General features: G+C 65.3%; 24 protein-coding genes. 10 read left to right on the top strand and 14 right to left on the bottom strand.

Translation table 11 applies throughout. The features are described 5' to 3' along the window. Window positions 1–84 precede the first annotated feature (84 nt). Window positions 85–375, bottom strand: coding sequence for a hypothetical protein (locus ACZ0AV_RS09040; RefSeq protein ID WP_499150733.1), 291 nt, complete (start codon window positions 373–375; stop codon window positions 85–87). A gap of 220 nt (window positions 376–595) precedes the next feature. On the opposite strand from ACZ0AV_RS09040, the gene ACZ0AV_RS09045 reads away from it, so the two are divergent. The 3 genes from ACZ0AV_RS09045 to ACZ0AV_RS09055 all read left to right on the top strand — a co-directional run bounded on the left by ACZ0AV_RS09045 (window position 596) and on the right by ACZ0AV_RS09055 (window position 4,857). Next, complete coding sequence (locus ACZ0AV_RS09045; protein WP_499150734.1) at window positions 596–3,649, top strand: sensor histidine kinase; 3,054 nt, start codon at window positions 596–598, stop codon at window positions 3,647–3,649. Next, a complete protein-coding gene (locus ACZ0AV_RS09050) occupies window positions 3,646–4,284 on the top strand; it encodes a response regulator (protein ID WP_499150735.1) in 639 nt (212 codons plus the stop codon). Before ACZ0AV_RS09045 ends, ACZ0AV_RS09050 begins: the two co-directional genes overlap by 4 nt. Before the next feature lie 141 nt (window positions 4,285–4,425). Then, window positions 4,426–4,857, top strand: coding sequence for a helix-turn-helix domain-containing protein (locus ACZ0AV_RS09055; RefSeq protein ID WP_499150736.1), 432 nt, complete (start codon window positions 4,426–4,428; stop codon window positions 4,855–4,857). 17 nt (window positions 4,858–4,874) lie between these two features. On the opposite strand, the gene ACZ0AV_RS09060 is transcribed toward ACZ0AV_RS09055, so the two are convergent. The 9 genes from ACZ0AV_RS09060 to ACZ0AV_RS09100 all read right to left on the bottom strand — a co-directional run bounded on the left by ACZ0AV_RS09060 (window position 4,875) and on the right by ACZ0AV_RS09100 (window position 15,114). After that, a complete protein-coding gene (locus tag ACZ0AV_RS09060; RefSeq protein WP_499150737.1) occupies window positions 4,875–6,299 on the bottom strand; it encodes an ATP-binding protein in 1,425 nt (474 codons plus the stop codon). A gap of 222 nt (window positions 6,300–6,521) precedes the next feature. Continuing rightward, window positions 6,522–7,478, bottom strand: a complete 957-nt coding sequence (locus ACZ0AV_RS09065; RefSeq protein WP_070881176.1) for a GlxA family transcriptional regulator — start codon at window positions 7,476–7,478, stop codon at window positions 6,522–6,524. Window positions 7,479–7,653: 175 nt separating this feature from the next. Further along, complete coding sequence (locus ACZ0AV_RS09070) at window positions 7,654–8,556, bottom strand: LysR family transcriptional regulator (RefSeq protein WP_499150738.1); 903 nt, start codon at window positions 8,554–8,556, stop codon at window positions 7,654–7,656. Window positions 8,557–8,607: 51 nt separating this feature from the next. Continuing rightward, a complete protein-coding gene (gene ycaC / locus ACZ0AV_RS09075; protein WP_070881174.1) occupies window positions 8,608–9,234 on the bottom strand; it encodes an isochorismate family cysteine hydrolase YcaC in 627 nt (208 codons plus the stop codon). After that, window positions 9,231–10,886: an MFS transporter gene (locus ACZ0AV_RS09080; RefSeq protein ID WP_499150739.1), complete on the bottom strand. Its 1,656-nt coding sequence runs from the start codon at window positions 10,884–10,886 to the stop codon at window positions 9,231–9,233. The genes ycaC and ACZ0AV_RS09080 overlap by 4 nt, the downstream gene beginning before the upstream one ends. A gap of 158 nt (window positions 10,887–11,044) precedes the next feature. After that, complete coding sequence (locus tag ACZ0AV_RS09085; protein WP_499153333.1) at window positions 11,045–12,886, bottom strand: amidohydrolase; 1,842 nt, start codon at window positions 12,884–12,886, stop codon at window positions 11,045–11,047. A 148-nt stretch (window positions 12,887–13,034) separates the two neighbouring features. Then, the gene (locus ACZ0AV_RS09090; protein WP_499150740.1) at window positions 13,035–13,853 is read right to left on the bottom strand and encodes an alpha/beta fold hydrolase; all 819 of its coding nucleotides are present in this window, start codon (window positions 13,851–13,853) and stop codon (window positions 13,035–13,037) included. A 36-nt stretch (window positions 13,854–13,889) separates the two neighbouring features. Continuing rightward, the gene (locus ACZ0AV_RS09095; RefSeq protein WP_499150741.1) at window positions 13,890–14,453 is read right to left on the bottom strand and encodes an antibiotic biosynthesis monooxygenase; all 564 of its coding nucleotides are present in this window, start codon (window positions 14,451–14,453) and stop codon (window positions 13,890–13,892) included. Between the two features lie 271 nt (window positions 14,454–14,724). Beyond that, the gene (locus ACZ0AV_RS09100; RefSeq protein WP_499150742.1) at window positions 14,725–15,114 is read right to left on the bottom strand and encodes a DUF3592 domain-containing protein; all 390 of its coding nucleotides are present in this window, start codon (window positions 15,112–15,114) and stop codon (window positions 14,725–14,727) included. A gap of 214 nt (window positions 15,115–15,328) precedes the next feature. Between ACZ0AV_RS09100 and ACZ0AV_RS09105 the strand changes: the two genes are divergently transcribed. From ACZ0AV_RS09105 to ACZ0AV_RS09115, 3 genes are all read left to right on the top strand, one after another. After that, complete coding sequence (locus ACZ0AV_RS09105; protein WP_499150743.1) at window positions 15,329–15,691, top strand: RcnB family protein; 363 nt, start codon at window positions 15,329–15,331, stop codon at window positions 15,689–15,691. A 132-nt stretch (window positions 15,692–15,823) separates the two neighbouring features. Continuing rightward, window positions 15,824–16,270: a hypothetical protein gene (locus tag ACZ0AV_RS09110; protein ID WP_499150744.1), complete on the top strand. Its 447-nt coding sequence runs from the start codon at window positions 15,824–15,826 to the stop codon at window positions 16,268–16,270. Window positions 16,271–16,458: 188 nt separating this feature from the next. After that, window positions 16,459–17,121 (top strand): DedA family protein, encoded by a 663-nt coding sequence (locus tag ACZ0AV_RS09115; RefSeq protein ID WP_499150745.1) that lies wholly within the window; start codon window positions 16,459–16,461, stop codon window positions 17,119–17,121. A gap of 80 nt (window positions 17,122–17,201) precedes the next feature. On the opposite strand, the gene ACZ0AV_RS09120 is transcribed toward ACZ0AV_RS09115, so the two are convergent. The 3 genes from ACZ0AV_RS09120 to ACZ0AV_RS09130 are packed head-to-tail and all read right to left on the bottom strand — an operon-like array spanning window position 17,202 to window position 22,950. After that, window positions 17,202–18,653, bottom strand: a complete 1,452-nt coding sequence (locus ACZ0AV_RS09120; protein WP_499150746.1) for an AdeC/AdeK/OprM family multidrug efflux complex outer membrane factor — start codon at window positions 18,651–18,653, stop codon at window positions 17,202–17,204. Continuing rightward, on the bottom strand, window positions 18,650–21,793 hold the full coding sequence (locus tag ACZ0AV_RS09125) for an efflux RND transporter permease subunit (protein WP_499150747.1): 3,144 nt from the start codon (window positions 21,791–21,793) through the stop codon (window positions 18,650–18,652). The genes ACZ0AV_RS09120 and ACZ0AV_RS09125 overlap by 4 nt, the downstream gene beginning before the upstream one ends. Window positions 21,794–21,807: 14 nt before the next feature. After that, a complete protein-coding gene (locus ACZ0AV_RS09130; protein WP_499150748.1) occupies window positions 21,808–22,950 on the bottom strand; it encodes an efflux RND transporter periplasmic adaptor subunit in 1,143 nt (380 codons plus the stop codon). A 200-nt stretch (window positions 22,951–23,150) separates the two neighbouring features. Here ACZ0AV_RS09130 and ACZ0AV_RS09135 point away from each other — a divergent pair, with 200 nt between their 5' ends. The 3 genes from ACZ0AV_RS09135 to ACZ0AV_RS09145 all read left to right on the top strand — a co-directional run bounded on the left by ACZ0AV_RS09135 (window position 23,151) and on the right by ACZ0AV_RS09145 (window position 25,323). Beyond that, window positions 23,151–23,786, top strand: a complete 636-nt coding sequence (locus ACZ0AV_RS09135; RefSeq protein ID WP_499150749.1) for a TetR family transcriptional regulator — start codon at window positions 23,151–23,153, stop codon at window positions 23,784–23,786. A 153-nt stretch (window positions 23,787–23,939) separates the two neighbouring features. Further along, window positions 23,940–24,785 (top strand): EamA family transporter, encoded by an 846-nt coding sequence (locus ACZ0AV_RS09140; RefSeq protein WP_499150750.1) that lies wholly within the window; start codon window positions 23,940–23,942, stop codon window positions 24,783–24,785. Window positions 24,786–24,840: 55 nt separating this feature from the next. Continuing rightward, on the top strand, window positions 24,841–25,323 hold the full coding sequence (locus tag ACZ0AV_RS09145; RefSeq protein WP_499150751.1) for an LEA/WHy family protein: 483 nt from the start codon (window positions 24,841–24,843) through the stop codon (window positions 25,321–25,323). Here ACZ0AV_RS09145 and ACZ0AV_RS09150 read toward each other — a convergent pair. Then, window positions 25,316–26,209: a YihY/virulence factor BrkB family protein gene (locus tag ACZ0AV_RS09150; RefSeq protein ID WP_499150752.1), complete on the bottom strand. Its 894-nt coding sequence runs from the start codon at window positions 26,207–26,209 to the stop codon at window positions 25,316–25,318. The two genes, ACZ0AV_RS09145 and ACZ0AV_RS09150, sit on opposite strands and share 8 nt — an antisense overlap. 219 nt (window positions 26,210–26,428) lie before the next feature. Here ACZ0AV_RS09150 and ACZ0AV_RS09155 point away from each other — a divergent pair, with 219 nt between their 5' ends. After that, window positions 26,429–26,833, top strand: a complete 405-nt coding sequence (locus tag ACZ0AV_RS09155) for a RidA family protein (protein WP_499150753.1) — start codon at window positions 26,429–26,431, stop codon at window positions 26,831–26,833. Window positions 26,834–26,862 lie beyond the last annotated feature (29 nt).

The following is a 26,862-nucleotide window of genomic DNA, read 5'->3' on the forward strand; positions in this document are numbered from 1 at the left end:
TTGCTGCCGTAACAGCGCCGCCAACTGAGGTTGATGCTCCCCATAAACAGGCGGATCGCTGCACGGCCGTGAAGGCCTGGGTTGCTAGAAGACGAAATAGCCAACCACCAACATCGATACGCAGGCAACCAGGCCAAGTACCAGCAGCAGGCGGCTGGTAGGGGAGGCATCGGGTTTTTCGAGAAGTTGCTCGGCGTGCAGTAGGGGAAAGGAAGGCGCTACGCGCAGTTTGGCGGGACTCTGGATTCTGAGTACGGTGCCGCCTTCAGGCATCAGGGCATCGGGATCAGGCTTGGCCCTGAAGTTCTCCCATGATGCGTTGTGTCCTTGCTGTCGGCGGCCTTCGCGCCACCATTCCCGGTCTTCCAATCCCATGGTCAGCCCTCCTGGCTGGTAATGATCGTTCCACGTGATCATTCAGAGCTGCGTGGGCAGCTGCGAGTTCAGTTTACACCTGTAAACAGAGTAGCGTGCCACAGCGCCATTGGCTGTGATTTAAGTACCACTTACATTCTTTGCGTACCCGCCCGCCGCTGGCATCAACCTGGCGCCAGGCGCACAATCTGCTTTTTCCGCGGTTGCCTGATTATCTGTCGTGAAGAACCCCGCCCTGCTCCAAGTCGCCAACCCGCCCCTGTGGGCGCGGCGCTGCCGTGCCTGGTCGCTGATGGTCGTCATGGGCTTCGCGGCGGCGACGAGCCACGCCGACCCACTGGCACTGCGCGAGCATCACCGCTGGACCACCGCGGACCACGACGGTCCCAATCAGGTCGGTGCACTGGCGCAGACGACGGATGGTTACCTGTGGCTGGGCAGCGATGACGGGCTGCTGCGCTTCGATGGCTTCAACTTCACCACCTACCGGCCCGACGACGGCCAGCCACTGGGTACCGTGGCCAGCCTGCTGGCTGTGGGCGATAGCCTGTGGGTCGGGCTGCGGGCGGGTGGCGCACGGTTGATTGAAGGGCACACTTCCCGCTATTTCGCCCCTGGAAAGGGCCTGCCGCCAGGCCCGGTGTACGGCTTCGCCCGTGACACTGATGGCGTGATCTGGGCGGCTGCGCACGACGGTTTGGCCCGTTTCGATGGCGAGCGCTGGCAGGTGGTCGGCGACGCCGAGGGTTTTGCGGCGCACAGCGCCCGGGCGGTATTCGTGGACCGTGATGGCACCCGGTGGGCAGCAAGCAGCGAGCGACTGTATCGGCGTGCTGCCGGTGCGCAGCGTTTCACTGAAATAGCCGGCAACCTCGACTGGGCCAGCCAGATCGCCCAGGCGGCAGACGGCACCCTCTGGGTGGGCGAACGCTACGTCAATCGCCTGCACCATGTGCCGCCAGGGCCTGCGGCGCGGTTGTATAGCCAGCAGGTGACCTCACCCATAAACGGCCTGTTGTTCGACCGCCGTGGCGGGCTGTGGACCAGCAAACCGGGCAACGGCCTGCGCCGTTACCGGATGGCAGGCGACTCGCTGGGCGAGCAACCGGAGCGGCTCAGCAGCGCGCAGGGGCTGAGCGCCGACTACCTGTGGCCGCTGCTGGAAGACCGCGACGGCAGCGTGTGGGCCGGCAGCAGCGCCGGGCTCGACCGTTTTCGCTTGCGCGAGATGACCCCCGCCCCACTGCCGGCCGGCACGCTCAACGCAGCCCTGGCAGTGAGCAGCGACGGCGCCCTGTGGGCGGCGAGCAGTCACCACGCGCTGCTTCGCCTGCGGGGCGAGACGGTGCAGCGCTGGCCGATCGCCGAGCCGATTACCAGCCTGGTCGCCGGACGCGACGGCGAGGTGTGGGCCGGCGGCCCCCACGGTATCTGGCGCGGTAAGCAAGACGCCATCATGCACATGGCCGAGCTGCCACCCGGGGCAGCGGACGATGCCTCGGTGCGTGCCATGGCGGTGGGCGCAGATGGCGCGCTGTGGGTATCGGTCAACCGCCTCGGTTTGTACGTGCTGCGCGGCGACACCTGGCAGGCGCTGCCGCACCCCAGCGAGGCGCCGAGCCAGGTGATGCCGGTGAGTGCGAGCAGCGATGCCGAAGGGCGCCTGTGGTTCGGCTACCGCGACAACCTGATCGTCACCTACCAGGGTGCCGAGGTGCGCCAATGGGGCGCCGCGCAGGGCCTGGACATCGGCCACGTCACGGCGCAGCTGCACCACGAGGGCGCCGACTGGGTGGGCGGCCAGCACGGCCTGGCGCGCTTCGATGGCCAGCGCTTCCAGACGCTGCAACTGCCGGATAACGGCCAGTTCGACAACCTCTATGCAATCCTGCCCGGCCACGGCGGTGACCTGTGGGTGCATGGCAAGGCGGGCATCATCCAGCTGCCGGCTGCCGAGCTGCGGCGCGCGCTGGCCGAGCCGGGCTATCGCCTGCGTTACCGCTCCGTCGGCCTGGACGGCAGCCTGGCCAACGATCCTTACCGGGTGCTGCCGCTGCCCACCGCCGTGCGCGGGCAGAACGGCCGGCTGTGGTTTTCCACCAGCGCCGGGGTCAGCTGGATCGACCCGGCCAGCCAACCGCCAGCGCCGCCCGTGCCGCCCGTGGTGATCGAAGCCGTGCAGGTTGATGGCGCCCCGCAGCCCCTGGCGGCACCGCTGCACTTGCCGGCAGCAACGCAGCGCCTGGTGATCGACTACACCGCGCTGAACCTGCGCGCGCCGCAAAGCCTCGCGTTCCGCTATCGCCTGCAGGGTTACGACCGCGACTGGATCGAGGCCGGGCGCCAGCGGCGCGCCACCTACACGGGATTACCGGCCGGTGATTACCGGTTCGAGGTGCAGACCTTCGACCAGAGCGGCGCGGTGCCTGCTGCGCCGACGGTGCTGACGTTCAGTGTCGAGCCGGTGTTCTACCTGCGCCCGCTCTTCTACCTGCCGCTCGGCGCCGCGCTGCTGTTCGGGCTCTGGTGGCTGCACCGGCGCGTGGTGCGCCGCGACATCCGGCGCCTGCAGTTACGGCTGCAGGCCCAGCAGGCCGAACGCGAGCGCATCGCCCGCGAACTGCATGACACGTTGCTGCAAGGGCTGCAGGGGCTGATGCTGCGTTTTCAGGCGGCAGCGGACACGCTGCCCACGCGAAACCCGGCGCGAGCGCGGCTGGAGCGCGCCCTGGACCGCGCCGACGAGGTGATGAACGAAGGCCGCGAGCGGGTGCAGGCCCTGCGGTTGCCGGGCGCGCCCGGCGTTGGCCTGTCCGCCGAGCTGGCGCAGCTCGGCCAGACGCTGGACGAGCCCGGCCTGGCCTTTGCCGTGCAGGTCAGTGGCCATAAACGGCCCTTGCATCCATTGGTCCACGACGAAGCCTACCGCGTCGCCGCCGAAGCCATCGGCAACGCCGTGCGCCATGCTGCGGCGCGACGCATCCAGGTGCGCCTGGTGTATGGTGGGCGGCGCTTCCAGCTGCGTGTCGACGATGATGGCCGGGGCATTGCGCCCGACTACACCGCCGCCGACGGCCGGCCCGGGCGCTGGGGTATTCGCGGCATGCATGAGCGAGCCCACGCAATCAGCGCGCGGCTCACCGTGCAACAGTTGGTCAGTGGCGGCACCCGTGTACAACTGGAACTGAGCGCGAGTCTGGCCTATGCCGACCGAACGAGCAGCATCTGGCGGCGCTGGCTGGGGCCGCGCTCACCAACGGAAGACGAGGTATGAACGACACCCCCATCCGCCTGCTGGTAGTGGACGACCACGCGCTGCTGCGCGAGGGTATCGCCGCCGTGATCGAGGCCCACCCCGACATTCTGCTGGTCGGCGAGGCCGCCGATGGCCAGCAGGCCGTGGAGCGTTTCAGCGAGCTGCGCCCGGACGTGACGCTGATGGACCTGCAGATGCCTGGCGTGAGTGGCACCGAGGCGATCCAGACGATTCGCGCGCGTTACCCCGACGCCTGCATCGCCGTGCTCACCACCTACAGCGGCGATGCCCGTGCGCTCCAGGCGGTGCAGGCTGGCGCCCGCGGCTACCTGCTGAAAAGCATGCTGCGCAAGGAGCTGGTCAGCGCCATTCGCACCCTGGCGGCAGGCAAGCGCTACTTTCCCGAGCCGATCGCCAGCGAGCTGTTCGGAGCCATTGCCCAGGACGCCCTCACCACGCGCGAAGCCCAAGTGCTGCGCTCTGTCGCCGAGGGCCTGGGCAACGCTGACATCGCCGCGCAGCTGGCGATCTCCGAAGACACGGTGAAGGGCCACATGCGCAGCATCATGGACAAGCTCAAGGCACGTAACCGTACCCATGCCGTGGCCATTGCCCTGCAACGCGGCATCATCGACAGCTGGCCCCAAGGTTAAGGCCGCGTTCTTAACCTTAATTAACATTACGCAACTCGCCCCCAGCGCCCCACTCTTCAACAATCCGTATTGCCCGCGGCGCACCTGACGCCGCGCCGTTCCGCCTCCGCGGTGACGCCAGCAGCCCATACGGATATCAGCATGAATCAAGCACTGCGCGCCGGCCCCACGCTTGTCCCTGCAATCAGCCCCGCAGCGATTGGCAAGCTCATGCCCTGGCAGGAAGCGGTTGCCAAACGGTTGATGCTCGATCGGCTGGATGCCGGCATTTCGGTCGCCGAAGTGGCCGAGGCCTGCGCCATGTCGCGCAGCCATTTCACTCGCAAATTCAAGGAAAGCACCCGCCTCTCGCCCCATGTGTGGTTGCGCCAGCAGCGGGTGACGAAGGCTCGGGAGTTGTTGCTGCAATCCTCGCTCTCGCTGACCGATATCGCCATGGAGTGCGGCTTCTTCGACCAGGCGCATTTCTGCCGGGTATTCGCCAAAAGCATCGGCATGAGCCCCCTGGCCTGGAAGCGTGAGCAACTGGCGCGACAGCCAGTCGCCGATGCGCTTCACCGGATTGCCTGCTAGGCCGCCGTGGCGCTGGGCTACTGCGCGGCGATGGTGGCCTGGCGGCCCTTCTCGGCGGCGTAGGCGCGGGTGCTGTTGAGCATGTGGTAATAGACGTTGTCGCCATCACGGCGCAGGCCGATCAGCGACAGCGAGACCAGCCGGGAAATCGAGCCGCAGCGCTCGGTGTCGCTGATCGGCAGGCGACCTAGCGCATCGCGCACATCGCTGACGGTGAAGTACTCGCCACACGCGGCCAGCCCGTGCAGGCAGCTGCGCTGGTGCTCGTCGAGCAGCGCATAGCTCCAGTCCAGCGAGGCCATCAGGCTGGACTGGCGGGCCGGCGTGCTGCGCCGGCCGAGCAGGCTCAGGTAGCCGTGGTTGTCGAGCAACGCGAGGATGCCTTCCAGGCTCTGGGCATCCAGTTGCGCAGCGGCGAGTTCGATGGCCAGCGGCAAGCCGTCGAGCCGGCGACACAACTCGACCACCCGCAGAACGTCGCTTTCGCGCAACCGAAAGCCTGACTGCCGCGCCCGCGCGCGGCGGGCGAACAGCTTGATTGCCGGGTAGCGCAAGGCCGCGGCCAGGCGCAAGTGGCTGCCCATGGGCGGCGACTCCAGCGGCGCCAGCGGTTGCACGTACTCCTCGCAGGTGCGCAGTGCCTCGCGGCTGGTGGCGAGAATGTGCAGCGCCGGGCCGGCGTGCAGCAGCGCTTCACAGAGTGCGGCGCAGGCATCGATCAGGTGCTCGCAGTTATCCAGCAGCACCAGCATGTGGCGGTTGGCCAGGATGGCGAACAGATGGGTCCGGGCGTCCACGCCCTCCGGCACGGCAAGGCCCAGTTCCGAGGCGAGCACGCTGACCAGGCAGGCCGGGTCGCTGACGCTCGCCAGGTCGACGAAACGCACGCCATCACGGAAACGGCCCAACTGCTGCTGGGCCACGCGCAACGCCACGGTGGTCTTGCCGACGCCACCGGGGCCGATCAGGGTGATATGCCGACGGGCGTGCAGGCGGCGGGTCAGGTCTTCGATCAGTTTGTCGCGGCCTTCGATACGCACCGGTCGGCTCGGCAGGCTCGGTACATCGCAGGGCTGCAGCGCCACTTCGCCGGTGCGCCGGCTGATTTGCTCGACGTAGGCGACGAAGCTGTAGCCGCGCTGGCGCACGTTGGTGATGTAGTCCCGCGATTGCGGACACACGCCGAGGGCACGGCGCAGGGCCGAGATGTGCACGCGCAGGTTGATTTCTTCGACGAAGGTCTTCGGCCAGACCTGGGAAATGATCGTTTCCTTGCTGACGATCTTGCCGGCGCTTTCAACCAGCACCAGCAGGATATCCAGGGCGCGGGCGCCAATCGGCAGGGCGCGGTCGCCATCGAGCAGCAGGCGTCGCTGCGGGTGCAGTTCGAAGCGGCCGAACCGCAGGACGCGTTCTTCGCCGTCGGTGTCGAGATCGTGCATGATCGTTTCAGCATCCCGCCAAGCCAGCGCCCCTACTCCAGCGCGCCGGCTCGCGGCGATACGCCGCTCCTTCCCGTGTTCAAGAGAATCATTCTCTACTCTTCACCCGCTGGGCGACATCGCCGCGGGGGGCTCGATCCGGCCATACCGGTGCGCATCACGGACAAGCGTCAACCGCTCTGGCACGGGCCTTACGCCGTTTCACGCCGGGGCACTGCGCCACTAGCCGAACTGGTGCCGGTACTGCACCGGGGTCAGCCCCAGGCGCTTGTCGAACATCTGCCGCATGTAGCGGGTGCTGCCGAAGCCACTGCGAAAGGCGATGGTCTTCAACGGCAGGTCGGTGCTTTCCAGCAAGGTGCGGGCGTGGTCGATCCGTGCGTTGAGCACGAACTCCATGGGCGTCATCTGCAGATCACGGGTGAACACGCGGGCGAAGTTGCGCACGCTCATCGCCGCCAGCTCGGCCAGTTGCTCGACGCTGAACGATTCCTGGATATTCTCCAGCACGTACTGTTGCACCCGCTCCAGCGGCGTGGCGCCCTGCCCGGTCGGCGGCAGCAGCGGGCTGAACTGGGCCTGGCCGCCCTGGCGCTTGATCACCACCAGCAGCACCTTGGCGACATCCAGCGCAAGCTTCTTGCCGTGGTCGTCGGCGAGGATCGACAGCGCCAGGTCGATGCCTGCCGTTACACCGCCGGAGCTGAGCAGCTTGCCGTCCTTGGTGAACAGCTGGTCGCTTTCCAGGCAGGCCTTGGGGAAGCGCTTGGCGAGCCGATCCAGGTAATGCCAGTGCGTGGTGACGCGATGGCCATCGAGCAGGCCGGCTTCACCGAGGATGAACGCGCCGGTGCACACCGCGCCATGGCGCCGCGACGCCGCCGCGGCTTCACGCAGCCAACCGTGCAGGTGCGGGTGGTCGGCGTTGTAGGCGCCAGGGCCGCCCGGTACCAGCAGCGTGTCGTAGGCGACCGGCGCCTCGGCGGCCAGCTGATCGGCCTGCATGACGATGCCATTGGAGGCGCGCACGCTGAGTGATGTAGCGCCCAGGGTGACGATGCGGTAGTGGTCGCTCTCGGGCAGGTAGCGGTTGGCGACCGAAAACACCTCGATGGGGCCGGCCACGTCGAGCATCAGCACGTCGGTAAACAGCAGAATCGCGACGGTCTTGGTGGTCATCGGGGGTCTCGGGGCGCGAAGGGACACAGGCAGCGGCCCAGGCCGGGCAGCTATCAGGTTGTAGATCGTAACGCCGATTATCGAGGCAGGACAGCCGCAGCGGCAGACCCGCAAGGGTTGTCGTGCAGCCACACGAAAGTGTTGATGGCAGGCAGCCAGGCTCCGCCAGCGCGGGTCAGGTGCCCATGAAACGCAGGATCTGCTCGCGCAGCCAGCGTTCGGCGGGGTCCTGGTCCTGGGCGGCGCGCCAGACCATGGTCAACTGCGCGGGCACGATGTCGAACGGCGGCTCCTCGGTCACCAGGCCACCGCCCTGTAACAGCGCTTCGGCGGCGTAGTCCGGGATGGTGGCAATCATGTCCGAGTTGCGCAGCAGTGCGCCGAGACCGTTGAAGTGCGGCACGGCCAGGGCGATCTTGCGGGTGCGGTCGAGGCGTGCCAGGTCCTGGTCGATGTTGCCGCACAGGTCGCCGGACATCGACACCAGGGCATGGGGGCGCGTGCAGTAGTCGTCCAGGCTCAACGGCGGCGAACCATCGGCGGCGCGGATGACCATGGCGCGGATGTCGCGCAGGCTGCGGCACTTGGCGTTGGCCGGCAGCTGCGTGGTGTAGCTGATGCCGATGGACACCTCGCCCGTGGCGAGCAGGCCCGGCAGCAATAGGAAGTTGGCGTTGCGTACCACCAGCACGCAATCGGGCGCCTGTTGGCGCAGGTGGGCGAGCAGTTGGGGCAGCAGGCCGCATTCGACGTCGTCGGACATGCCGATGCGAAACACCGAGGTGCTGCTGCTCGGGTCGAAATCGCGGACTTCGCTGATGGCCTGGGAAATGCCATCCAGGGCGGACGGCAGGCGGCGAAAGATCTCCATTGCCCGTGGCGTCGGCTCCATTTCGCGGCCGTTGCGCACCAGCAGGGGATCATTGAAATAGTCGCGCAGACGGGTCAGCGAGGCGCTGATCGCCGGCTGGCCGAGAAACAGCTTTTCAGCCGTGCGCGTGAGGTTGCGCTCGTGCATCAGGCTTTCGAACACGACCAGCAGTTGCAGGTCGACTTTGCGTAGATCGTTACGGTTCAAGACGGTGCTCCGGAGCCGACCGCGGCGGTTGAACGCTGCGGCCGGGTGGTATCACTTGCCGGCAGTCAGCGTGAAGTAGCTGGTCATCAGGTTACGGTAGTTGGGGATGTGATTGGACAACAAGGCGCCCAGGCCTTCGATGTCGTTGCGCCAGTCGCGATGCAGTTCACAGGCTACGCTGAACCAGTTCATCAGCTGGGCACCGGAGGCGCTCATGCGGTTCCAGGCGGCCTGCTGCACGGTCTTGTCGAAGGTGCCGGAAGCGTCGGTCACCACGAACACGTCGAAGCCCTCGGCGATCGCCGACAGGGTCGGGAACGCCACGCAGACGTCGGTCACCACGCCGGCGATGATGATCTGCTTCTTGCCGGTGGCCTTGATCGCCTTGACGAAATCTTCGTTGTCCCAGGCGTTGATCTGGCCAGGGCGGGCGATGTACGGCGCGTCCGGGAACATCTCTTTCAGCTCGGGAACCAGCGGACCGTTCGGGCCTTGTTCGAAGCTGGTGGTGAGGATGGTCGGCAGGTTGAAGAACTTGGCGCAGGCGGCCAGGGCCAGCACGTTGTTCTTGAAGTCGCTCGGGGTGAAATCCTGCACCAGGGAAATCAGGCCAGCCTGGTGGTCGACCAGCAGAACGACGGCGTCATCTTTGTTGAGGCGCTTGTAGGGAACGGTCATGGTGAAACTCCTGTGGTTGCATGCGGGGTGTTTGATGAAGGGGTGTGCGGGCCACGCGGTGCCGGCACGCCGAGGAGGTGGCGAATGCGCACGGCCACGCCCTCGCGCTGGTACTGCCGGGCGTGGGCTTCGATGCGCTGTTCGGCGACGGTGACCCGGCCGTGGTGGCGCAGGTGCTCGAGCCATGAGGCATCGAAGAAGAATTCCTGCCAGAGGTTGGGGTTCTCGCTGTCCTGCAACAGCCCCCAGGACAACGCGCCGTTGCGCCGGCGCATGGCGCGCACGGCCAGCATGGCCTGGCTGAAGGCCTCGGCGTTTTGCTGAGGGATGTCGTATTCCAGGGTCACCATCACCGGGCCGCGCTCGCGGTCCATATCGGCGCTGAGCACTGGCGCCGGCCAGTGCACGGAGGGCGCCAGGTCTTCAGCGTCGGTGACCGGCAGCCCAAAGCGCCAGGACAGCAGCACGCCGAGCAGGAGCATCGCCCCGCCACCGGCCAGTGCCACGGTGAGCGAATACTCGCTGGCCAGCGTCCCCCAGACGATGCCGCCCAGGGCGCTGCAGCCGAAGAACACCAGGATGTACACCGCCAGCGCGCGGGCCCGGACCCAGCTCGGCACCGAGGTTTGCGCGGCCACTTGCAGGCTCGACAGAACGGCGATCCAGGCGGCGCCGCTGATCAGCATCACCGGGATCAGCAGAGCGAATTCGCGGATGAAGGCCAGGCCGAACAACACCCCGGCATAGGCGACGCTGGCGCCTGCGACGATCACGTCACTGCGCAGGCGCTCGCGCAGCTTGGGCAGGAACATTGCCCCGGCAATGGCACCGGCGCCGACGCAGCCGAGCAGGATGCCGAAATCGGCAGCCGTGCCCTGCAGCTCGCGGCGCACCAAGAGCGGCAGCAACGACATGCCCGCGCTGGCGCCGACGAAGAACGCCAGGGTGCGCACCAGCACCGCCTGCAGCGGTTTGGCACTGCGCGCATAGCGCACACCGAGGCGCACGGCACCGAACAGCCGCTCGGCCGGCAGAATGCTCGCCGTGGGCGTGCGCTTCCAGGCATACAGGGCGGCGATTACCGCGAAGAACGACACGGCGTTGAGGGCGAAGGTCAGCCAGGGGCCGCTGAGGCTGACCAGCACCCCGGCGATGGCTGGGCCGATTGCCCGCGCCACGTTCATGCCCAGGCTCGACAGCGCCACCGCAGCGGGCAGTTCATGCTTGCCGACCAGCTCCGGGGTGAGCGCCGACCAGGCAGGTATCATCAACGCGGTACCGATGCCCATGGCCAGCGTCAGCAACAGCAGCAGGGGCACGTTCATCAGGCCAAGCAGCGTCAGCCCGGCGAGCAGCACCGCGACCGTGGCCATCCACAGCTGCACGGTGAGGAGGTAGCGGCGTTTGTCGACGATATCCGCCAGAGCGCCAGCGGGCAGCGCCAGAAAGAACATCGGCAAGGCGGCCGCCACCTGCACCATCGCCACCGCCAGCGGGCTGGCCGACAGCGAGGTCATCAGCCAGCCGGCACCCACCTCGTGCATCCAGGTGCCGATGTTGGAGGCGATGCTGGCCAGCCACAACCAGCGGAATACGCTGTTGCGCAACGGGCTCCAGGGGCTGGCGGTGGTTTGTGGGGTGACGCGGGTCATGGGCTATCTCGATAAAAAGTCTGTGTTGGTAAAAAACGGGCACAGCCGTGCCCGAGGCGGCGCAGAGGCGCCGAATTAAAAAATGTGTGTATTACCTGTGGGAGCGTCGCCATGCGCGCGAATCGCGGGCATGGCCCGCTCCCACAGGGGGCTAAGCGCTAGAACGCAAAACACGAACACCCAAACGCGCCCCAGAAGCCGGCGTAGTCGCTCACCGGCACCTTGCTCTGCCGGGCGCGCTCGTGGCTGTGGGCATGCACCGCGCAGGAACCGATGCACTGGTGCACGGCCGCCTGCAGCGGCGCCGACGGCTTCCAGTGCCCCGGCACCAGGGCGACCGGCGACCATTCCGGCAGTACCGGCAACGGCGGTGTGCCGAGCTTGTCGAACTCGCCGGCGCCATACACGACCTTGCCGCCGACCACGGTGAGTACCGACTCGAGGTGCTTGATGGCCTCTTCGCTCACGCTGAAGTAATCCGCCGAGAGCACCGCCACGTCAGCCAATTGGCCAACCTTGACCTGGCCCTTCTTGCCCTGCTCGCTGGAGAACCAGGCGCTGCCCTGGGTGAACAACTGCAGCGCAACGGCGCGGGACAGGCCTTCGGGGTACAGCGCGGTGCCGCCGACAGTCTTGCCGCTGACCAGCCAGTACAGCGAGGTCCACGGGTTGTAGCTGGCCACGCGGGTGGCGTCGGTGCCGGCGCCGACCGGTACGCCTTCGGCGAGCATGCGTTTGATCGGCGGCGTGGCTTCGGCGGCCTTGGCGCCGTAGCGGTCGACGAAATACTCACCCTGGAAGGCCATGCGGTGCTGAATGGCGATACCGCCGCCCAGCGCCCTGACCCGCTCGATGTTGCGCGGGGTGATGGTCTCCGCATGGTCGAAGAACCACGGCAGGCCATTGAACGGGATGTCGCGGTTGACCTTCTCGAACACGTCGAGCATGCGCGTAATGGATTCGTCGTAGGTCGCGTGCAGGCGGAACGGCCAGCGGTGCTCGACCAGGTGACGCACCACCGGCTCCAGGTCGGCTTCCATACCGGGCGGCAGATCCGGGCGCGGCTCGAGGAAGTCCTCGAAGTCAGCGGCGGAAAAGGCCAGCATTTCACCGGCGCCGTTGTGGCGGAAGTAGTCGGTGCCCTGGCCATAGGTAACGGTCTTGGTCCATTTCTGGAAGTCGGCCAGCTCTTCTTTGGGCTTCTGGGTGAACAGGTTATAGGCGATGCGCACGGTGAGCTGGTCGTTGTCGGCCAGTTGCTGGATCACCTGGTAGTCATCCGGGTAGTTCTGGTAACCGCCACCGGCGTCGATGGCGCTGGTCAGCCCCAGGCGGTTGAGCTCGCGCATGAACTGGCGAGTCGAGTTGACCTGGTATTCCAGCGGCAGCGTCGGCCCTTTCGACAGGGTCGAATAGAGGATCATGGCGTTGGGCCGGGCGATCAGCATGCCGGTCGGTTCACCCTTGCTGTCACGCTGGATCTCGCCGCCCGGCGGGTTGGGCGTGTTCTTGTTGAAGCCCACCACGCGCAGCGCGGCGCGGTTGAGCAAGGCGCGGTCGTAGAGGTGCAGCAGGAACACCGGGGTATCGGGTGCGGCCTGGTTGATCTCGTCCAGGGTGGGCATGCGTTTTTCGGCGAACTGGAATTCGTTCCAGCCGCCCACCACGCGCACCCACTGCGGAGTCGGCGTGCGGTCGGCCTGGTTCTTGAGCATGCGCAGGGCGTCGGCCAGCGATGGCACGCCTTCCCAACGCAGCTCCAGGTTGTAGTTCAGGCCGCCGCGGATCAGGTGCAGGTGCGAGTCGTTGAGGCCGGGAATCGCGGTGCGCTTGTTCAGGTCGATGACCTGTGTACCGGCGCCCTTGGTGGCCATCGCCTCGGCATCGCTGCCTACGGCGATGAAGCGGCCACCCTTGATGGCCACGGCGGTGGCGTGGGGGCGCTCGGGGTCGACGGTATGGAAGGTGCCGTTAAGCAGGATCAGGTCGGCGTCGTTCATGTTCGCTCCGAATGCATAGCCGGCGCGACCGGCAAAAGGTAAGGCGGACCAGAGCGCACCAGCGGCGCCGAGCAGGCTGCCGGCCGCGACGATCTGGCGGCGCTTGGGGTCTTTGGGATCAGACGTCATGGCGGGGCGCTCCAGGTGATCAGCGGGACACGAAGGCCAGCAGGTCTTCGTTGAGGCGTTGCTGGTGGGTCACGGCGAAACCGTGGGGAGCACCTTCGTACACCTTCAGCTCGGCGCCCTCGATCATCTGCGCGGCACGCTTGCCGGTGGTGGAGAACGGCACGATGGCGTCGGCGTCACCGTGGATCACCAGGGTCGGCACATCGATCTTGGCCATGTCGGCGCGGAAATCGGTTTGCGAGAAGGCCGTCACGCAGTCGATGGTGCCTTTGAGCGAGGCCAGCAGGGCGATGTTTAGGGTCTGGCTGAGCACCCCATCGGAGACCTGCTGGCCCTTGTCGATGCCATAGAACGGGGTGGCGAAGTCGGCGATGAACTGCGCGCGGTCTTTCAGCAAACCGTCCTTGATGCCGTTGAACACCGAAGCATCGACGCCTTCAGGGAAATCCGCCGCCTTGCCGAAAATCGGCGTGACCGCGCCGAGCAGCGCCAGCTTGGCGACCCGCGCGGTACCGTGACGGCCGATGTAGCGGCTGACGTCGCCGCCGCCCATGGAAAAGCCGACCAGGGTGACGTCATGCAGGTCGAGATGCTCGATCAACTCAGCGATGTCGTCGGCGAAGGTGTCGTAATCGTAGCCCGTCCACGGCTGGCTGGAACGCCCAAAGCCGCGACGGTCGAAGGCGATGGTGCGGTAACCGCGGCTGCTCAGGTACTCCATCTGGTATTCCCACATGTCCGCGTCCAGTGGCCAGCCGTGGCTGAACAGCACGGGCTTGCCGGTGCCCCAGTCCTTGAAGTAGATCTCGGTGCCGTCGCGGGTGGTGAAGGTGCTCATGGACATGTCCTCTCGGGTATCGATAGGGAAGGGAAATCAGCGGGCGCTCAGCCAGCCGGCGCAACAGCGGGTCACCACCGGCATGATCCAGAACACCACCGGCACGACGATGCACAGGGTGATCAGCAGGTTGCTCGGTACCACCCCGCCAAGGGCCGGGTACTGCTGGAACAGCGGCAGCCAGAACTGCGGAATGAGCATGGTCAAGGGGCAGATGACCAGATAGGTCAGCACTGCCTGTTTCCATTTCGGCGGCTGCGGCGCCTGGGCATGTGCGGGGCTGAACCAGAATTCGTGGTCGCGGCTGACCTGGGTCTGGTCACCGCCTTCGAGCAGCGGCAGCACCTCGTTGATAAGCAGGCGGCGGCGGTCCGAGGCGATCCAGTCGTCCAGTTGCCAGCTTTCGGCGAAGCGCAGCACGGTGGTGAAGGTGTCGTTCTGCCCGTCCGAGCGGATCACGTTCACGCCCAGGTGACCGTTCTGCTGCTCGGCGGCGCTGACCGCGCGCTTGAGCCAGGCCTCGTAGGCCGGCACGCAACCGGCAAGCACCTTGTGCTGAATGACCAACGTGACGACGCGCCCAGGCTCGATGGCAGCCATCTCAACGCCCCCCCGAGACAGGCATGCAGGCGCATCCGGCATGGTGACGTAACCGGGCAGACGAGGTTGGCAGGCAGCGCAGCAGCGGCTTCAAGGAGGTGTCCCCATGATCGGATCGGGATCCACGCGGCGATCCGGCAGCCGGTGGCGTGACGATCAGCGGGCACAGGGCCGCGTTGACCGTGCAGCCACTATGCCGCCTGGGGCAGGCTATCGATTGGACGTATGTGCTCGATCGTCGCAGGCCGACGGCGGCCGGCGGTGAAGCGCTCTACTGAAGCGCCAGCTCGACGAGCAGAAACGTCGCGCAGATGCTGCACAGCAACACGCCGAGCCAGAAGAACGAGGCGCCGCGCTGCACGGGTGTATCGATCACGGCGTGCTTGGGAAAGGCCGGATCGTAGCGCACCGGCACCGGGTCACCTTTACGATAATGGCGCCAGCTGCTCATGCTGCTTTCGTGCATATGCAGGTTGCCATCTTCGTCGCGCCACTCGAAGCGCGGATACCTGCTTGAGGTGTTGAGCCCCCAGTCGCTGGCGATAATGCGCCCCTGCGCCTGCTGCCAGTCGCGGCTGGCACGGCGGCGCGAAAGGCCGATGCCCATCAGTACGGCACCGACACTACCAAAGACCAGGGCAAGAAAAACTGAAACGGGCATGACCGACTCGACTCGATGAACATCCTCAATAGGCGCGCCGACAACCGCGAAGGTTCACTGAAAAAAACCACCGTTCGGCAGCCGGTCACCTGCCTGATTTCACCCTGCCAGCACAGGCGAAACGGCGCTCTGCAAGCTGCGGTGAAAATTTAGGTTGAGTGTTCTGCAACCTGTTCCTGTCCATAAACATGGACACGGATTAAGGAGAGTCACCATGAAAACCACGCCCACCCTCAGCGTATTGCTCGGCGCTCTGCTGATCAGCGGTCTTGCCCAGGCGGCCGATCCGGCAAAACAGGAACCGGCCCGTGAGGTCTATCAGGACCAGGTGCTGCAGCAGAAGCCCGACCAGGAAGAACCGGAAGCCAAGGATCCGATGCACATCGGTCACCTGAAGGAAGGCACGCCCGCGCCGCACAAATACTGGCGCGACGATTACGCCATCAAGGACCTGAAAAAACACAACCTGCCCGAGCCCGAAGACAAGGAACATGAGCACTGGGTGAAGATCGGTACCGACTACGTGTTGCTGAACAACAACACCGGTACCATCCAGCGCATCATCAAGGCCAAGTAACGCATTTGCGGTACAGTGCACGCGTGGAAAAAAGTCCGTCGACGCTACGTAAGTAGCTATCATTCACGGACGTTTGCGCCACCCGTGCATGTTGGCTCTTTCTCTATCTAAGGATGGATATGGGGATGGATGATGAAAGCTTCAGCTGGTAACTCTTACGGCTCGCGCAGCGAGCTACTGCGCGGTGCCGCGGCGATGGTCGTTGGCGCCGCGCTGGCGTATGGGAGCGTGTATCTGTTCGCCCTGTTCAAGGACGAGCCGCCGCCCGCGACGCCGCAGCCGATCACCGCGATACCGATCTCGATCACATCGGCCAGGCCGAAGGCCATCGAGCCCCCGGCACCGGGTGAAGATCCCTGGTGGCGCGGCGACGCCGCATTTTGGGAAGAACAGGCGCGCCTCAACAGTGCTGCGGTGGCGCCGCAATACCGCGAGCTGCAGTTCGCCTGGTCGGAAAAGATGGCCGCCAACGCCAGGCTGCGGTCCTTGCAGAACCCTACGGGCAACGGCTCGCTCGCCATGCCGGCCAACGAAGCGCAGACCACCGAGTTGCACCTTCCCGATAACGCACGTCGCTAGCAGCGCCCTGCCCTGCCCTCCCGTCAATTTCGTCGCCCGGTGCAGGGCCGATGGAACGCTTGCCCGGAGCGCGGCTCAAAGACCTGCCTGACCCCTTGCAGCATGCGCCGTCGCGCTGTTGCATCGATATGCCGCCTCTGAGCAGCCCGCCCTGTAACGGCCGCCGCGCACCACTGTTGGAGCCCTCGATGGATTTTATTCACCTGGTTATCGATTTCATTCTGCATATCGACCAGCACCTGGCGGCCCTTACCGCCCAATACGGCACCTGGATCTACGCGATCCTGTTCCTGATCGTATTCTGCGAGACCGGCCTGGTGGTCACGCCCTTTCTGCCGGGTGATTCGCTGCTGTTCGTTGCCGGTGCCATCGCCGTGCACGGCACCATGAACGTTCACCTGCTGGTGCTGCTGTTGATCACCGCGGCGATCCTGGGCGACGCCCTGAACTACACCATCGGCCGCTTCATGGGCCAGCGGCTGTTCCGCAATCCGGATTCGAAGATCTTTCGCCGCAGCCACCTGGAAATCACCCAACAGTTCTATGCCCGCCATGGTGGCAAGACCATCATCCTCGCGCGCTTCGTGCCCATCGTGCGCACGTTCGCGCCCTTCGTCGCCGGCATGGGCCACATGAATTACGCCCACTTCGCGGCGTACAACGTGGTCGGCGCCATCCTCTGGGTCACCCTGTTCACCTATGGCGGCTACTTCTTCGGCAACCTGCCGGCGGTGCAGAGCAATCTGCACTACCTGATCATCGGCATCATCCTAGTATCGATCCTGCCGGGCGTGGTTCAGTTGGTTCGCCACAAGATGAACAGCTCGGCCCGCCGCGTGCAAACGCCGTGACCGACAAAGCGCAGCCATGAAAAAGCCCCGCAATTGCGACCGCAATTGCGGGGCTTTTTCATGCACGTACCGCTAACGGGTCATGACCGCGGGGCGGCCGCGGTCGCCGGAGCAGCCGGCGTGCGCTCATTCCAGCCGCCACCGAGCGCCCTGTACAGGTTGATCTCGCTGGTCAGCTGGGACAGGCGTACACCGATCAGCTCCTGCTGCGCATTGAACAGCTGGCGCTGGGCATCGAGCAGGGTCAGGTAGCTGTCCACCCCGGTCCGGAAGCGGCGATCGGCGAGGTCGTAATAATTTTCCGAGGTTTCCACCAGGCTGCGCTGTGCCTGCAACTGCTCCTCGAAGGTGCCTCGCGCCGCCAGGCCATCGGCGACTTCCTGGAAGGCCGTCTGGATGGCTTTCTCGTAGGTCGCCACCTCGATGTTCTTCTGGATCTCGGCATAGTCGAGGTTGGCGCGCAGGCGCCCGGCCGTGAAGATCGGCAGGTTGATCTGTGGCTGGAACAGCCAGGTGCCCGAGCCGCCATCGAACAGGCCTGACAGCTGGCTGCTGGCGGTACCGGCATTGGCGGTCAGGCTGATGCTCGGGAAGAACGCGGCCCGTGCAGCACCAATGCTGGCATTGGCGGCAAGCAGCTCACGTTCGGCCTGCAACACATCGGGACGACGCTGCAGCAACTCGGACGGCAGGCCAGCCGGAACATCGGCGAGCAGCTGCTTGTCCAGACCTTCGCCCTGAGGCAGGTCCGCCGGCACCGGGCCGCCAAGCAGCACGCCGAGGGCGTTGCGGTCCTGGGCGACCAGGCGGGTGTACTGAGCCAGGCTGGCCTGGGCGGTCTGCACCGAGGTGCGCGCCTGGCTGAGCGCCAGCGCGTCGGTCACGCCGACGTCGAAGCTGCGCTGGGTCAACTCCAGGCTGCGCTGGAAGGCACCCAGGGTTTCGCGGGTCACCTTGAGCAGCGCTTCGTCGGCCTGCAGCGTCAGGTAGGCATTGGCCACGCTGGCGATCAGGCTGATCTGCGCGCCGCGCTGCGCTTCTTCGGTGGCGAAGTACTGCTGCAGGGTCTGCTCGTTGAGGCTGCGCAGGCGCCCGAAGAAGTCGACTTCCCAGGCATTCACGCCGAGAGTGGCGCTGTATTGCCCGCCAACGGTCGAACGGCCGGTCTGCGACAAGTCAGCGGGGGTGCGCTGGCGGGTGCCGCTGCCATCGGCCGAGATGTTGGGAAACAGCTCGGAACGCTGGATGCGGTACTGGGCGCGGAAGGCCTCGACGTTCAACGCGGCAACACGCAGGTCGCGGTTGTTGGTCAGCGCGGTTTCCACCAGGCGCTGCAGCGCCGGGTCACGCAGGAACTCGCGCCAGCCCAGGTCAGCCGCAGCCACCGTGCCCTGCACGTTGCTGCCTTCGTAGGCCTGGCCCTGGGGCCAGGCGCCGTCTACCGACGCCGCAGGGCGCTGGTAGTCGGGGATCATGGTGCAGCCGCTGAGCACGATGCTCGCGACCGCCAGAGACAACAGGGACTGCCTCACTGGACGGCCTCCTTCTCGTTGGTTGGTTTGGCGCTCTTGTCCTTGAACATCGAGCTGACCAGCACGTAGAACAGCGGGATCCAGAAAATCGCCAGAACCGCAGCGGTGACCATGCCACCGATCACACCGGTGCCGATGGCGTGTTTGCTGCCGGCACCCGCGCCGCTGGAAATCGCCAGCGGAATCACCCCGAGGATGAACGCCAGGGAGGTCATGATGATCGGACGCAGACGCATGCGGCACGCCTCTACAGCGGCTTCGACATGGCTCTTGCCCTGTTCGTGCAGCGCCTTGGCGAACTCTACGATGAGAATCGCGTTACGCGCCGACAAACCGATGGTCGTGATCAGCCCCACCTGGAAGAACACATCGTTCGACAGCCCACGCCCCAAGGTGAACAGCAGGGCGCCGATGATACCCAACGGAACCACCAGTATCACCGAGAACGGAATCGACCAGCTCTCATACAGCGCGGCCAGGGCCAGGAACACCACCAGCAGCGATAGCGCATAAAGGACCAGTGTCTGCGAACCCGCCAGGCGCTCCTCGTAGGACTGCCCCGTCCAGGAGTAGCCGATCCCTTCCGGCAACTGGCTGGCGATCTCCTCGACCGCGGCCATCGCCTCACCCGAGCTGAAGCCCGGGGCTGGCTCACCGAGAATCTCGATGGCGCTCACACCGTTGTAGCGCGACAGCTTGGGCGACCCGTAGGTCCACTCACCCGAGGAGAAGGCGGTGAAGGGCACCATCTGGCCCTGGTCGTTGCGCACGTGCCACTTGCCGAAGTCTTCCGGGCTCATCCGCGAGGAGGCTTCACCCTGCAGGTACACGCGCTTGACGCGCCCCTTGTCGATGAAATCGTTGACGTAGCTGCCGCCCCAGCCCATTTGCATGGTGCTGTTGACGTCCGACAGGGAGATACCGAGGCTGCGCACCTTCTCGTCGTCGATCAGCAACTTGAACTGCGGCTCGTCGAGCAGGCCGTTGGCCCGCACGCTGGTCAGCGCCGGGTTCTGTCGTGCCAGCTGCAGGAACTTGTCGCGCGCCTCGTTCAGGGTGGCCTGGCCGACACCGGCACGGTCCTGCAGGAACAGGTTGAAGCCAGTGGCGTTACCCATTTCCATGACCGCTGGCGGGGGGAACGCAAACACCATGGCATCGCGGAACTCGCCACCGAAGAAGCGCCCCTGGGCGCGTTGCGCCAGGTCGAACACGCTGGTGCCGTCGGCGGTGCGCTCGGACCATGGCCTGAGCATGATGAACGCCATGCCCGAACTCTGCCCACGGCCGGCGAAGTTGAAGCCGGTCACGGTGAACACCGAGCTGACCACGTCCTTCTCGTCTTCGAGCAGGTACTTGCGCATGTCGTCGACGACCGCCTGGGTACGCTCGGCACTGGAGCCCGATGGGGTCTGTACCTGGGCGAACAGGACGCCCTGGTCTTCGTCGGGCAGGAACGCCGAGGGAATCAGGGTGAACAGCCAAACCATCGCCGCGACGATCGCCGCATAGATGATCAGGAACGGCGCCTTGCGCTTGACCACCCCACGCACGCCCCGCTCGTAGCTGTTCACGCTGCGATCGAAGGTGCGGTTGAACCAGCCGAAGAAGCCGCGCTTCTCATGGTGGTCGCCTTTGGCGATGGGCTTGAGCATGGTGGCGCACAGCGCCGGCGTGAAGATCAGCGCGAGGATGACCGACAACACCATGGCCGAGACGATGGTGATCGAGAACTGCCGGTAGATCACCCCCACCGAGCCGCCGAAGAAGGCCATCGGCAGCAGTACCGCCGAGAGCACCACGCCGATGCCCACCAGCGCGCCCTGGATCTGCCCCATGGACTTGCGCGTCGCTTCGAGCGGCGACAGCCCCTCTTCGCGCATCACCCGCTCGACGTTCTCCACCACCACGATGGCATCGTCCACCAGCAGGCCAATGGCCAGGATCATGGCGAACATGGTCAGGGTGTTGATGCTGTAGCCGAACAACGCCAGCACGCCGAAGGTGCCCAGCAGCACCACCGGCACCGCGAGGGTGGGAATCAGCGTGGCGCGGAAGTTCTGCAGGAACAGGTACATGACCAGGAAGACCAGCACGAAGGCTTCGATCAGGGTCATGATCACGCTGTTGATCGACTCCTGCACCACGGGGGTGGAGTCATACGGCATCACCACTTCCATACCCGCCGGGAAGAACGGCTTCAACTCGTCGATGGTGGCGCGAATTCCCTTGGCGGTATCCAGGGCGTTGGCCCCGGTGGCCAGGCGGATGGCCAGGCCGGACGCGGCGTTGCCGTTGTACTCGGCACGCACGTTATAGTTCTCGCCGCCCAGCTCGACGCGGGCGACGTCACCCAGGCGCACCTGGGAGCCGTCACGGTTGACCTTGAGCAGAATGTCGCGGAATTGCTCGGGGGTCTGCAGTCGCGTCTTGCCGATGATGGTGGCGTTGAGCTGCTGGCCGGGTTCGGCAGGCAGGCCGCCGAACTGGCCGGACGATATCTGCACGTTCTGCGCTTCGACGGCGGAACGCACGTCGACCGGGGTCAGCTGGAAGTTGTTGAGCTTGGCCGGGTCCAGCCAGATGCGCATGGCGTACTGGGCACCGAACACCTGGAAGTCACCCACACCCGGGGTCCGCGAAATCGGGTCCTGCAGGTTGGCGACGATGTAGTTGGAAAGGTCCTGGTTGCTCATGCTGCCATCGGTGGAAACCACACCGATCACCAGCAGGAAGTTACGCACCGACTTGGTGACCCGCAGGCCCTGCTGCTGAACCTCTTGAGGCAGCATCGGGGTCGCCAGTTGCAGTTTGTTCTGCACCTGAACCTGGGCGATGTCCGGGTTGGTGCCCTGGTTGAAGGTGACGATGATCTCCATGCTGCCATCGGAGTTGCTCGCCGAGCTGATGTAACGCAGCCCGTCGATACCGTTCATCTGCTGCTCGATCACCTGCACCACGGTGTCCTGCACGGTCTGCGCGGAGGCACCCGGGTAGTTGACCTGGATGCTCACGGCCGGAGCGGCGATGCTCGGGTACTGGTTGACCGGCAGTTTGAGGATGGACAAGCCGCCCACCAGCATGATCACCAGAGCGATCACCCAGGCAAAGATCGGCCTGTCGATGAAGAAATTCGACATCGTGTAATCGCTCCTTAGCGGTTGGCAGCCTGGTCGGAACCCGACGACTGCGGTTCACCTACGTTCTTCGCTTCGGTGGCTTTCACGTCGGCGCCCGGCTGTACGAACTGCAGCCCCTCGGTGATCAGCTTGTCACCGGGGTTCAGGCCTTCACGCACCAGCCAGCGGTTACCGGCGGTACGCTCGGCTTTCAACTGGCGCAGCTCGACCTTGTTCTCGGCGTTGACCACCAGCGCGGTGGGCTCACCTCTGGGGTTGCGCGTCACGCCCTGCTGCGGCGCAAGAATCGCCTGCTGGTTCACACCAGCGGCCAGGCGCGCATGCACGAACATGCCGGGCAGCAGGAGGTGATCCGGGTTGGGGAACACGGCGCGCAGGGTGACCGATCCGGTACCCTCGTCGACCGACACTTCCGAGAACTCCAGGGTGCCCTCATGCTGGTAGGTGCTGCCATCTTCCAGGCGCAGTTGAACCTTGGCGGCGTTGTCGCCGACCTTCTGCAGCTGACCGCTTTCCAGTTCGCGGCGCAGGCGTAGCAGATCCTTGGTCGGCTGGGTCACGTCGACATAGATCGGGTCGAGCTGCTGAATGGTCGCCATGGCGTTGGTCTGGCCGTTGCTGACCAGGGCACCTTCAGTGACTGCAGAGCGCCCCACGCGACCGGCAATCGGCGCCAGCACCTTGGTATAGCGCACGTTGATGCGCGCCTGCTCCAGGGCGGCTTCGGCCTGCAGGCGCGCAGCCTGGGCTTCGTCGTAAGCCTGGCGGCTGACGGCCTGATCGGCGACCAGATCCTTGTAACGCTCGGCCAGCGACTTGGCGGATGCCAGCGTGGCCTGGGCGCTCTTGGCGGCCGCTTCATAGACCGATGCGTCGATCTGGTAAAGCTGCTGGCCGACTTTGACTTCCGTGCCTTCCGTGAAGAGGCGCTTCTGGATGATGCCGTCGACCTGCGGGCGCACTTCGGCAATCCGGAACGCAGCGGTGCGGCCGGGCAGTTCGGTGGTCAGCGTATAGGGCTCGGCCTGCAGGGTGACGATGCCGACCGTAGGGGCCTGGCGGGGCGGCGGCGCGGCTTCATCGCTGCAGCCTGCGAGCGTCAGCGTGGCCAGAGCGATAGCGGAAACCATAGCGGCGAAGGCTGGCTTCTTCTGCATCTGAAAGAACCTCATTGTCATATTGATTCGAGCCGCGCGGGCGTTACCTGGGCAGATAGCCGAGGTGGATAGTAGGAATAGGCGGCAAATATACTTACATCCGAGAATGTTTGTAAACGCATCTTTTGTGTAACACTGTGGACGCCTGAAACCCTGAACGAGGGTCTTCATCCACTTTTTTGACCGTGGAACCTGCCCAGATGGCGAGACGCACCAAAGAGGAAGCCGAAGAAACCCGCACGCACATTCTCGATGCGGCCGAGCGGGAGTTCTATGCAAAAGGCGTGTCCAACACCTCGCTGGCCGACATCGCGGCCGCAGCCGGTGTGACCCGTGGCGCCATCTATTGGCACTTCCAGAACAAGGTCGACGTCTTCCAGGCCATGCTCGACCGCCTCATGCTGCCCCAGGAAGAACTGGCACGCGCCTGCGAAAGCGAGGACGAGCCTGATCCGCTGGGCAGCATGCGCCTGCTTCTGGTGCAACTGTTGTTGCGCATGTACAGCGACGCACAATGCCGACGCGTCGGAGAAATCCTGCAATACAAGTGCGAGTACACCGCCGAGCTCGGTGACCTGCGTCAGCAGATGCAAACCTTCAACCAAGACTGCGACCAGCGCATTGCGAAAACGTTACGCAATGCCGTGAATCGCGGCCAATTGCCGGCCGACCTTGATTGCCAGCGTGCGGCGATCTGCCTGCACGCGTACATGGATGGCATCCAGGCGCACTGGCTGCTCAACCCTGACGCGTATGACCTCGGCGCCCACGCCCCCGCGATGGTCGAGGCGATGATCGACATGTTGCTGCACAGCCGCGCGCTGCGCAGCGCCTGATCGCAGCGATGATGGTGCCCTAAGACCTTCTGGGCATAGCCCTCCCATGCCTGGCTTGCTTACACTCGCTCCTTCCATCAGCGCAGCGGTAGCCGAGTACCGCCGCGCCTGAACGGCTCGACTCACCGCCAGACCTGCGCAAAAGGATGGCCCATGGCAGCACGCACGTTGCTCCTCACCGCCGTTGCGATGCTCGCCTTCGCCGGCAACTCGCTGCTCTGCCGCCTGGCTCTGAAAACCACCCAGATTGACCCGGCCAGCTTTACCAGCCTGCGCCTTCTCAGCGGCGCGCTGATGCTCGCGCTGCTGCTGCGCCTGCGCCAGCGCGGCTTTGCCGTTGCAGGTAGCTGGTACGGCGCCGCGGCGCTGTTCATCTATGCAGCGGCCTTCTCCTTCGCCTATGTCAGCCTGGATGCCGGAGCGGGTGCCCTGATGCTGTTCGGCGCGGTGCAGATAAGCATGCTGCTGTGGGGGTGGCGACAAGGTGAACGACCGAGCCCGGCGAGCCTTGCCGGTTTGTTGCTGGCGTTCGCCGGATTGCTGGTGCTGTTGCTACCGGGCGCCAGCGCACCGGCACTCATGCCCTCGCTGTTGATGCTGATCGCCGGCGCGGCCTGGGGCGCTTACTCGCTGCTGGGCCGCGCCAGCAGCGATGCGCTCGCCGCCACCACGGGCAATTTCCTGCGCTGCGTGCCCATCGCGCTGCTTCTCAGCCTGGTACTGATGCACAGCGCCCGCTGGGACCTGCCCGGCCTTCTCTATGCCCTGGCCTCCGGCGCACTGGCGTCCGGCCTTGGTTATGCGATCTGGTACACGGCGATCAGCGAGCTCAAGGCCATTCAGGCGGCCACCGTGCAGTTGAGCGTACCGATCATCACTGCCCTGGCTGGCAGCTTGCTGCTCGGTGAAGCGCTGAGTCTGCGCCTGACCCTGAGCTCGCTGGCGGTGCTGGGCGGCATAGCCCTGGTGCTTGGCGCCCGGCAGCGCGCAAAGGCCTGAGCCAAACGCGGACTGGCGTGGTCACACATGCACCATCGATTACCGGAGAATTGCCATGCGCCTCGCAGGCCGGCTGCGCCACTTGACGCTTCTGCTGTTGTTATCGGGCCTCTGCGCCTGCGCCAGCCTGACGCCACGCGACCCGTTGCATATCGATCTGGTCGGCCTCGAGCCCCTGCCTGGCGAAGGCCTGGAGATGCGCTTCGCGGTAACGCTGCGAGTCCAGAATCCCAACGAGAGCGCCATAGACTTCAACGGCGTGTCGCTGCAGTTGGACATCAATGATCAGCCCCTGGCGCGTGGCGTCAGTGACCAGCGCGGCCAGGTGCCGCGCTTCGGCGAGACCGTGATCCGCGTGCCGGTGACCATCTCCGCCTACTCGGTACTGCGCCAAGCCTGGGGCGCCAGCAGCCATCAGCCGGGGCAGAGCCTGCCCTACCAGTTGCGCGGCAAGCTTGCCGATGGCCTGTTCGGCACCCGCCGCTTCAGCGACAGCGGGCAATTGACGTGGCCGCCAGTGCAGCCCACCGTCAGGTAGCGGGCTCGTTCTCCGGCAGGATCTGCTTGTCGCCTGGCTCTTTGCCTTCTTTCGAGAAGTGCTCGATGACCGCATTGAGCTCGGCGCCGAACAGCAGCACCGCACAGGAGATGTGCAGGTAAAGCAGAAAAATGATGATCGCCCCGATGCTGCCGTAGGTGGCGTTGTAGTTGGCGAAGTTCTGCGCGTAGTAGGCAAAGCCCAGCGAGGCGCCGATCCACACCACCACCGCCAGCACCGAGCCGGGAGTGATGAAGCGGAACCGCTGTTCGACATCCGGCGCCACGAAATACACCACCGCCACCACGATCATCAGCAGGGAAATCGCCACCGGCCAGCGCAGCCAGTTCCACAGCGTGACCACGATCTGCTCGATGCCGATCTGCTGAGCCAGCCAGTTCATCACTTGCGGTCCCAGCACCATCAGCGCCGCGGCCGTGAGCAGCGCAGCGGCGATACCGATGGTATAGAGCAGCGACAGCGGAATGCGCTTCCACGGCTTGCGGCCCTCCTTCACGCCATAGGCCTTGTTCATCGCATCCATGGTCGAGCGTACGGCCGAGGAGGCGGTCCACAACGCCACCACGATACCGATCGAGAACAGCCCGGCCTTCTGCGTCTGCAACTGGTCGATGACCGGGTTGACCAGCTCCACGGTGGATCGCGGCAAGACCAGTTCGGCCTGCTGGCGGAGCCAGTCGAAGAACGGCTGCATGTCCAGCAGGCTGATCAGCGCGACCAGGAACAGCAGGAAGGGAAACAGCGAAAAGAACATCTGGAATGCCAGGGCCGACGCGTAGGTAGGCAGCTCGTCCTCGATGAAGTCGTTCACCGTCTTCTTCAACACCTGAAACAGGCTGACACCCTGCAAATTGGGTAGAAACATAGCGCCTCCGCTGGCCATGACCGGCCGCTTGCGTGCGGCCGGTGGAATCGTCGTCAAGAGCGGCAACCGCCCTACGTTCGGCCCGCTCTCGCTTGGAGGTCCCTAACACCACATGAGTTCGGCTTATCCGCGCCGCGCTGTGCAGCCGGTAACAGTTATCCGTTTAATCGCTGCGCGACAGTGCCCTAGACTGGCTGGCTGTTTGCCAAGGAGGCGCTTATGTACAGACAAACCCTCAATCCGGATTGCGTATTCGACAGCCTGCAATATGGCTTCAGCCAGGCGGTGATCAGCCAGGGCGGGCGGCGTTTGCACCTCTCCGGGCAGATCGGAGTCGACGCCCACGAACGCCTGGCCGGTGATGACCTGGCCAGCCAGACCCGCGCGGCCCTGGACAACGTGCGCAGGCTGGTCGAACACGCCGGCGGCAGCCTCGCGCAGGTGCTGGTGATGCGCATCTACATAGTCGCCGCGGCGCGCGAGGACCAGGGCTGTATCGTCGAGGCGCTGCGCGAGTACTTCCCCGAGCGACCACCCGCCACCTCGTGGATCCTCGTCAGCGGCCTCTCGGAGCCACAATGGCTGATCGAGATCGAGGCCGAAGCGCTGCTGCCGGACGCCTGATGCGCGCACCAGCAGGCCGCGGTAAAACC

The sequence above is a fragment of the Pseudomonas sp. AC532 genome (assembly GCF_979258965.1).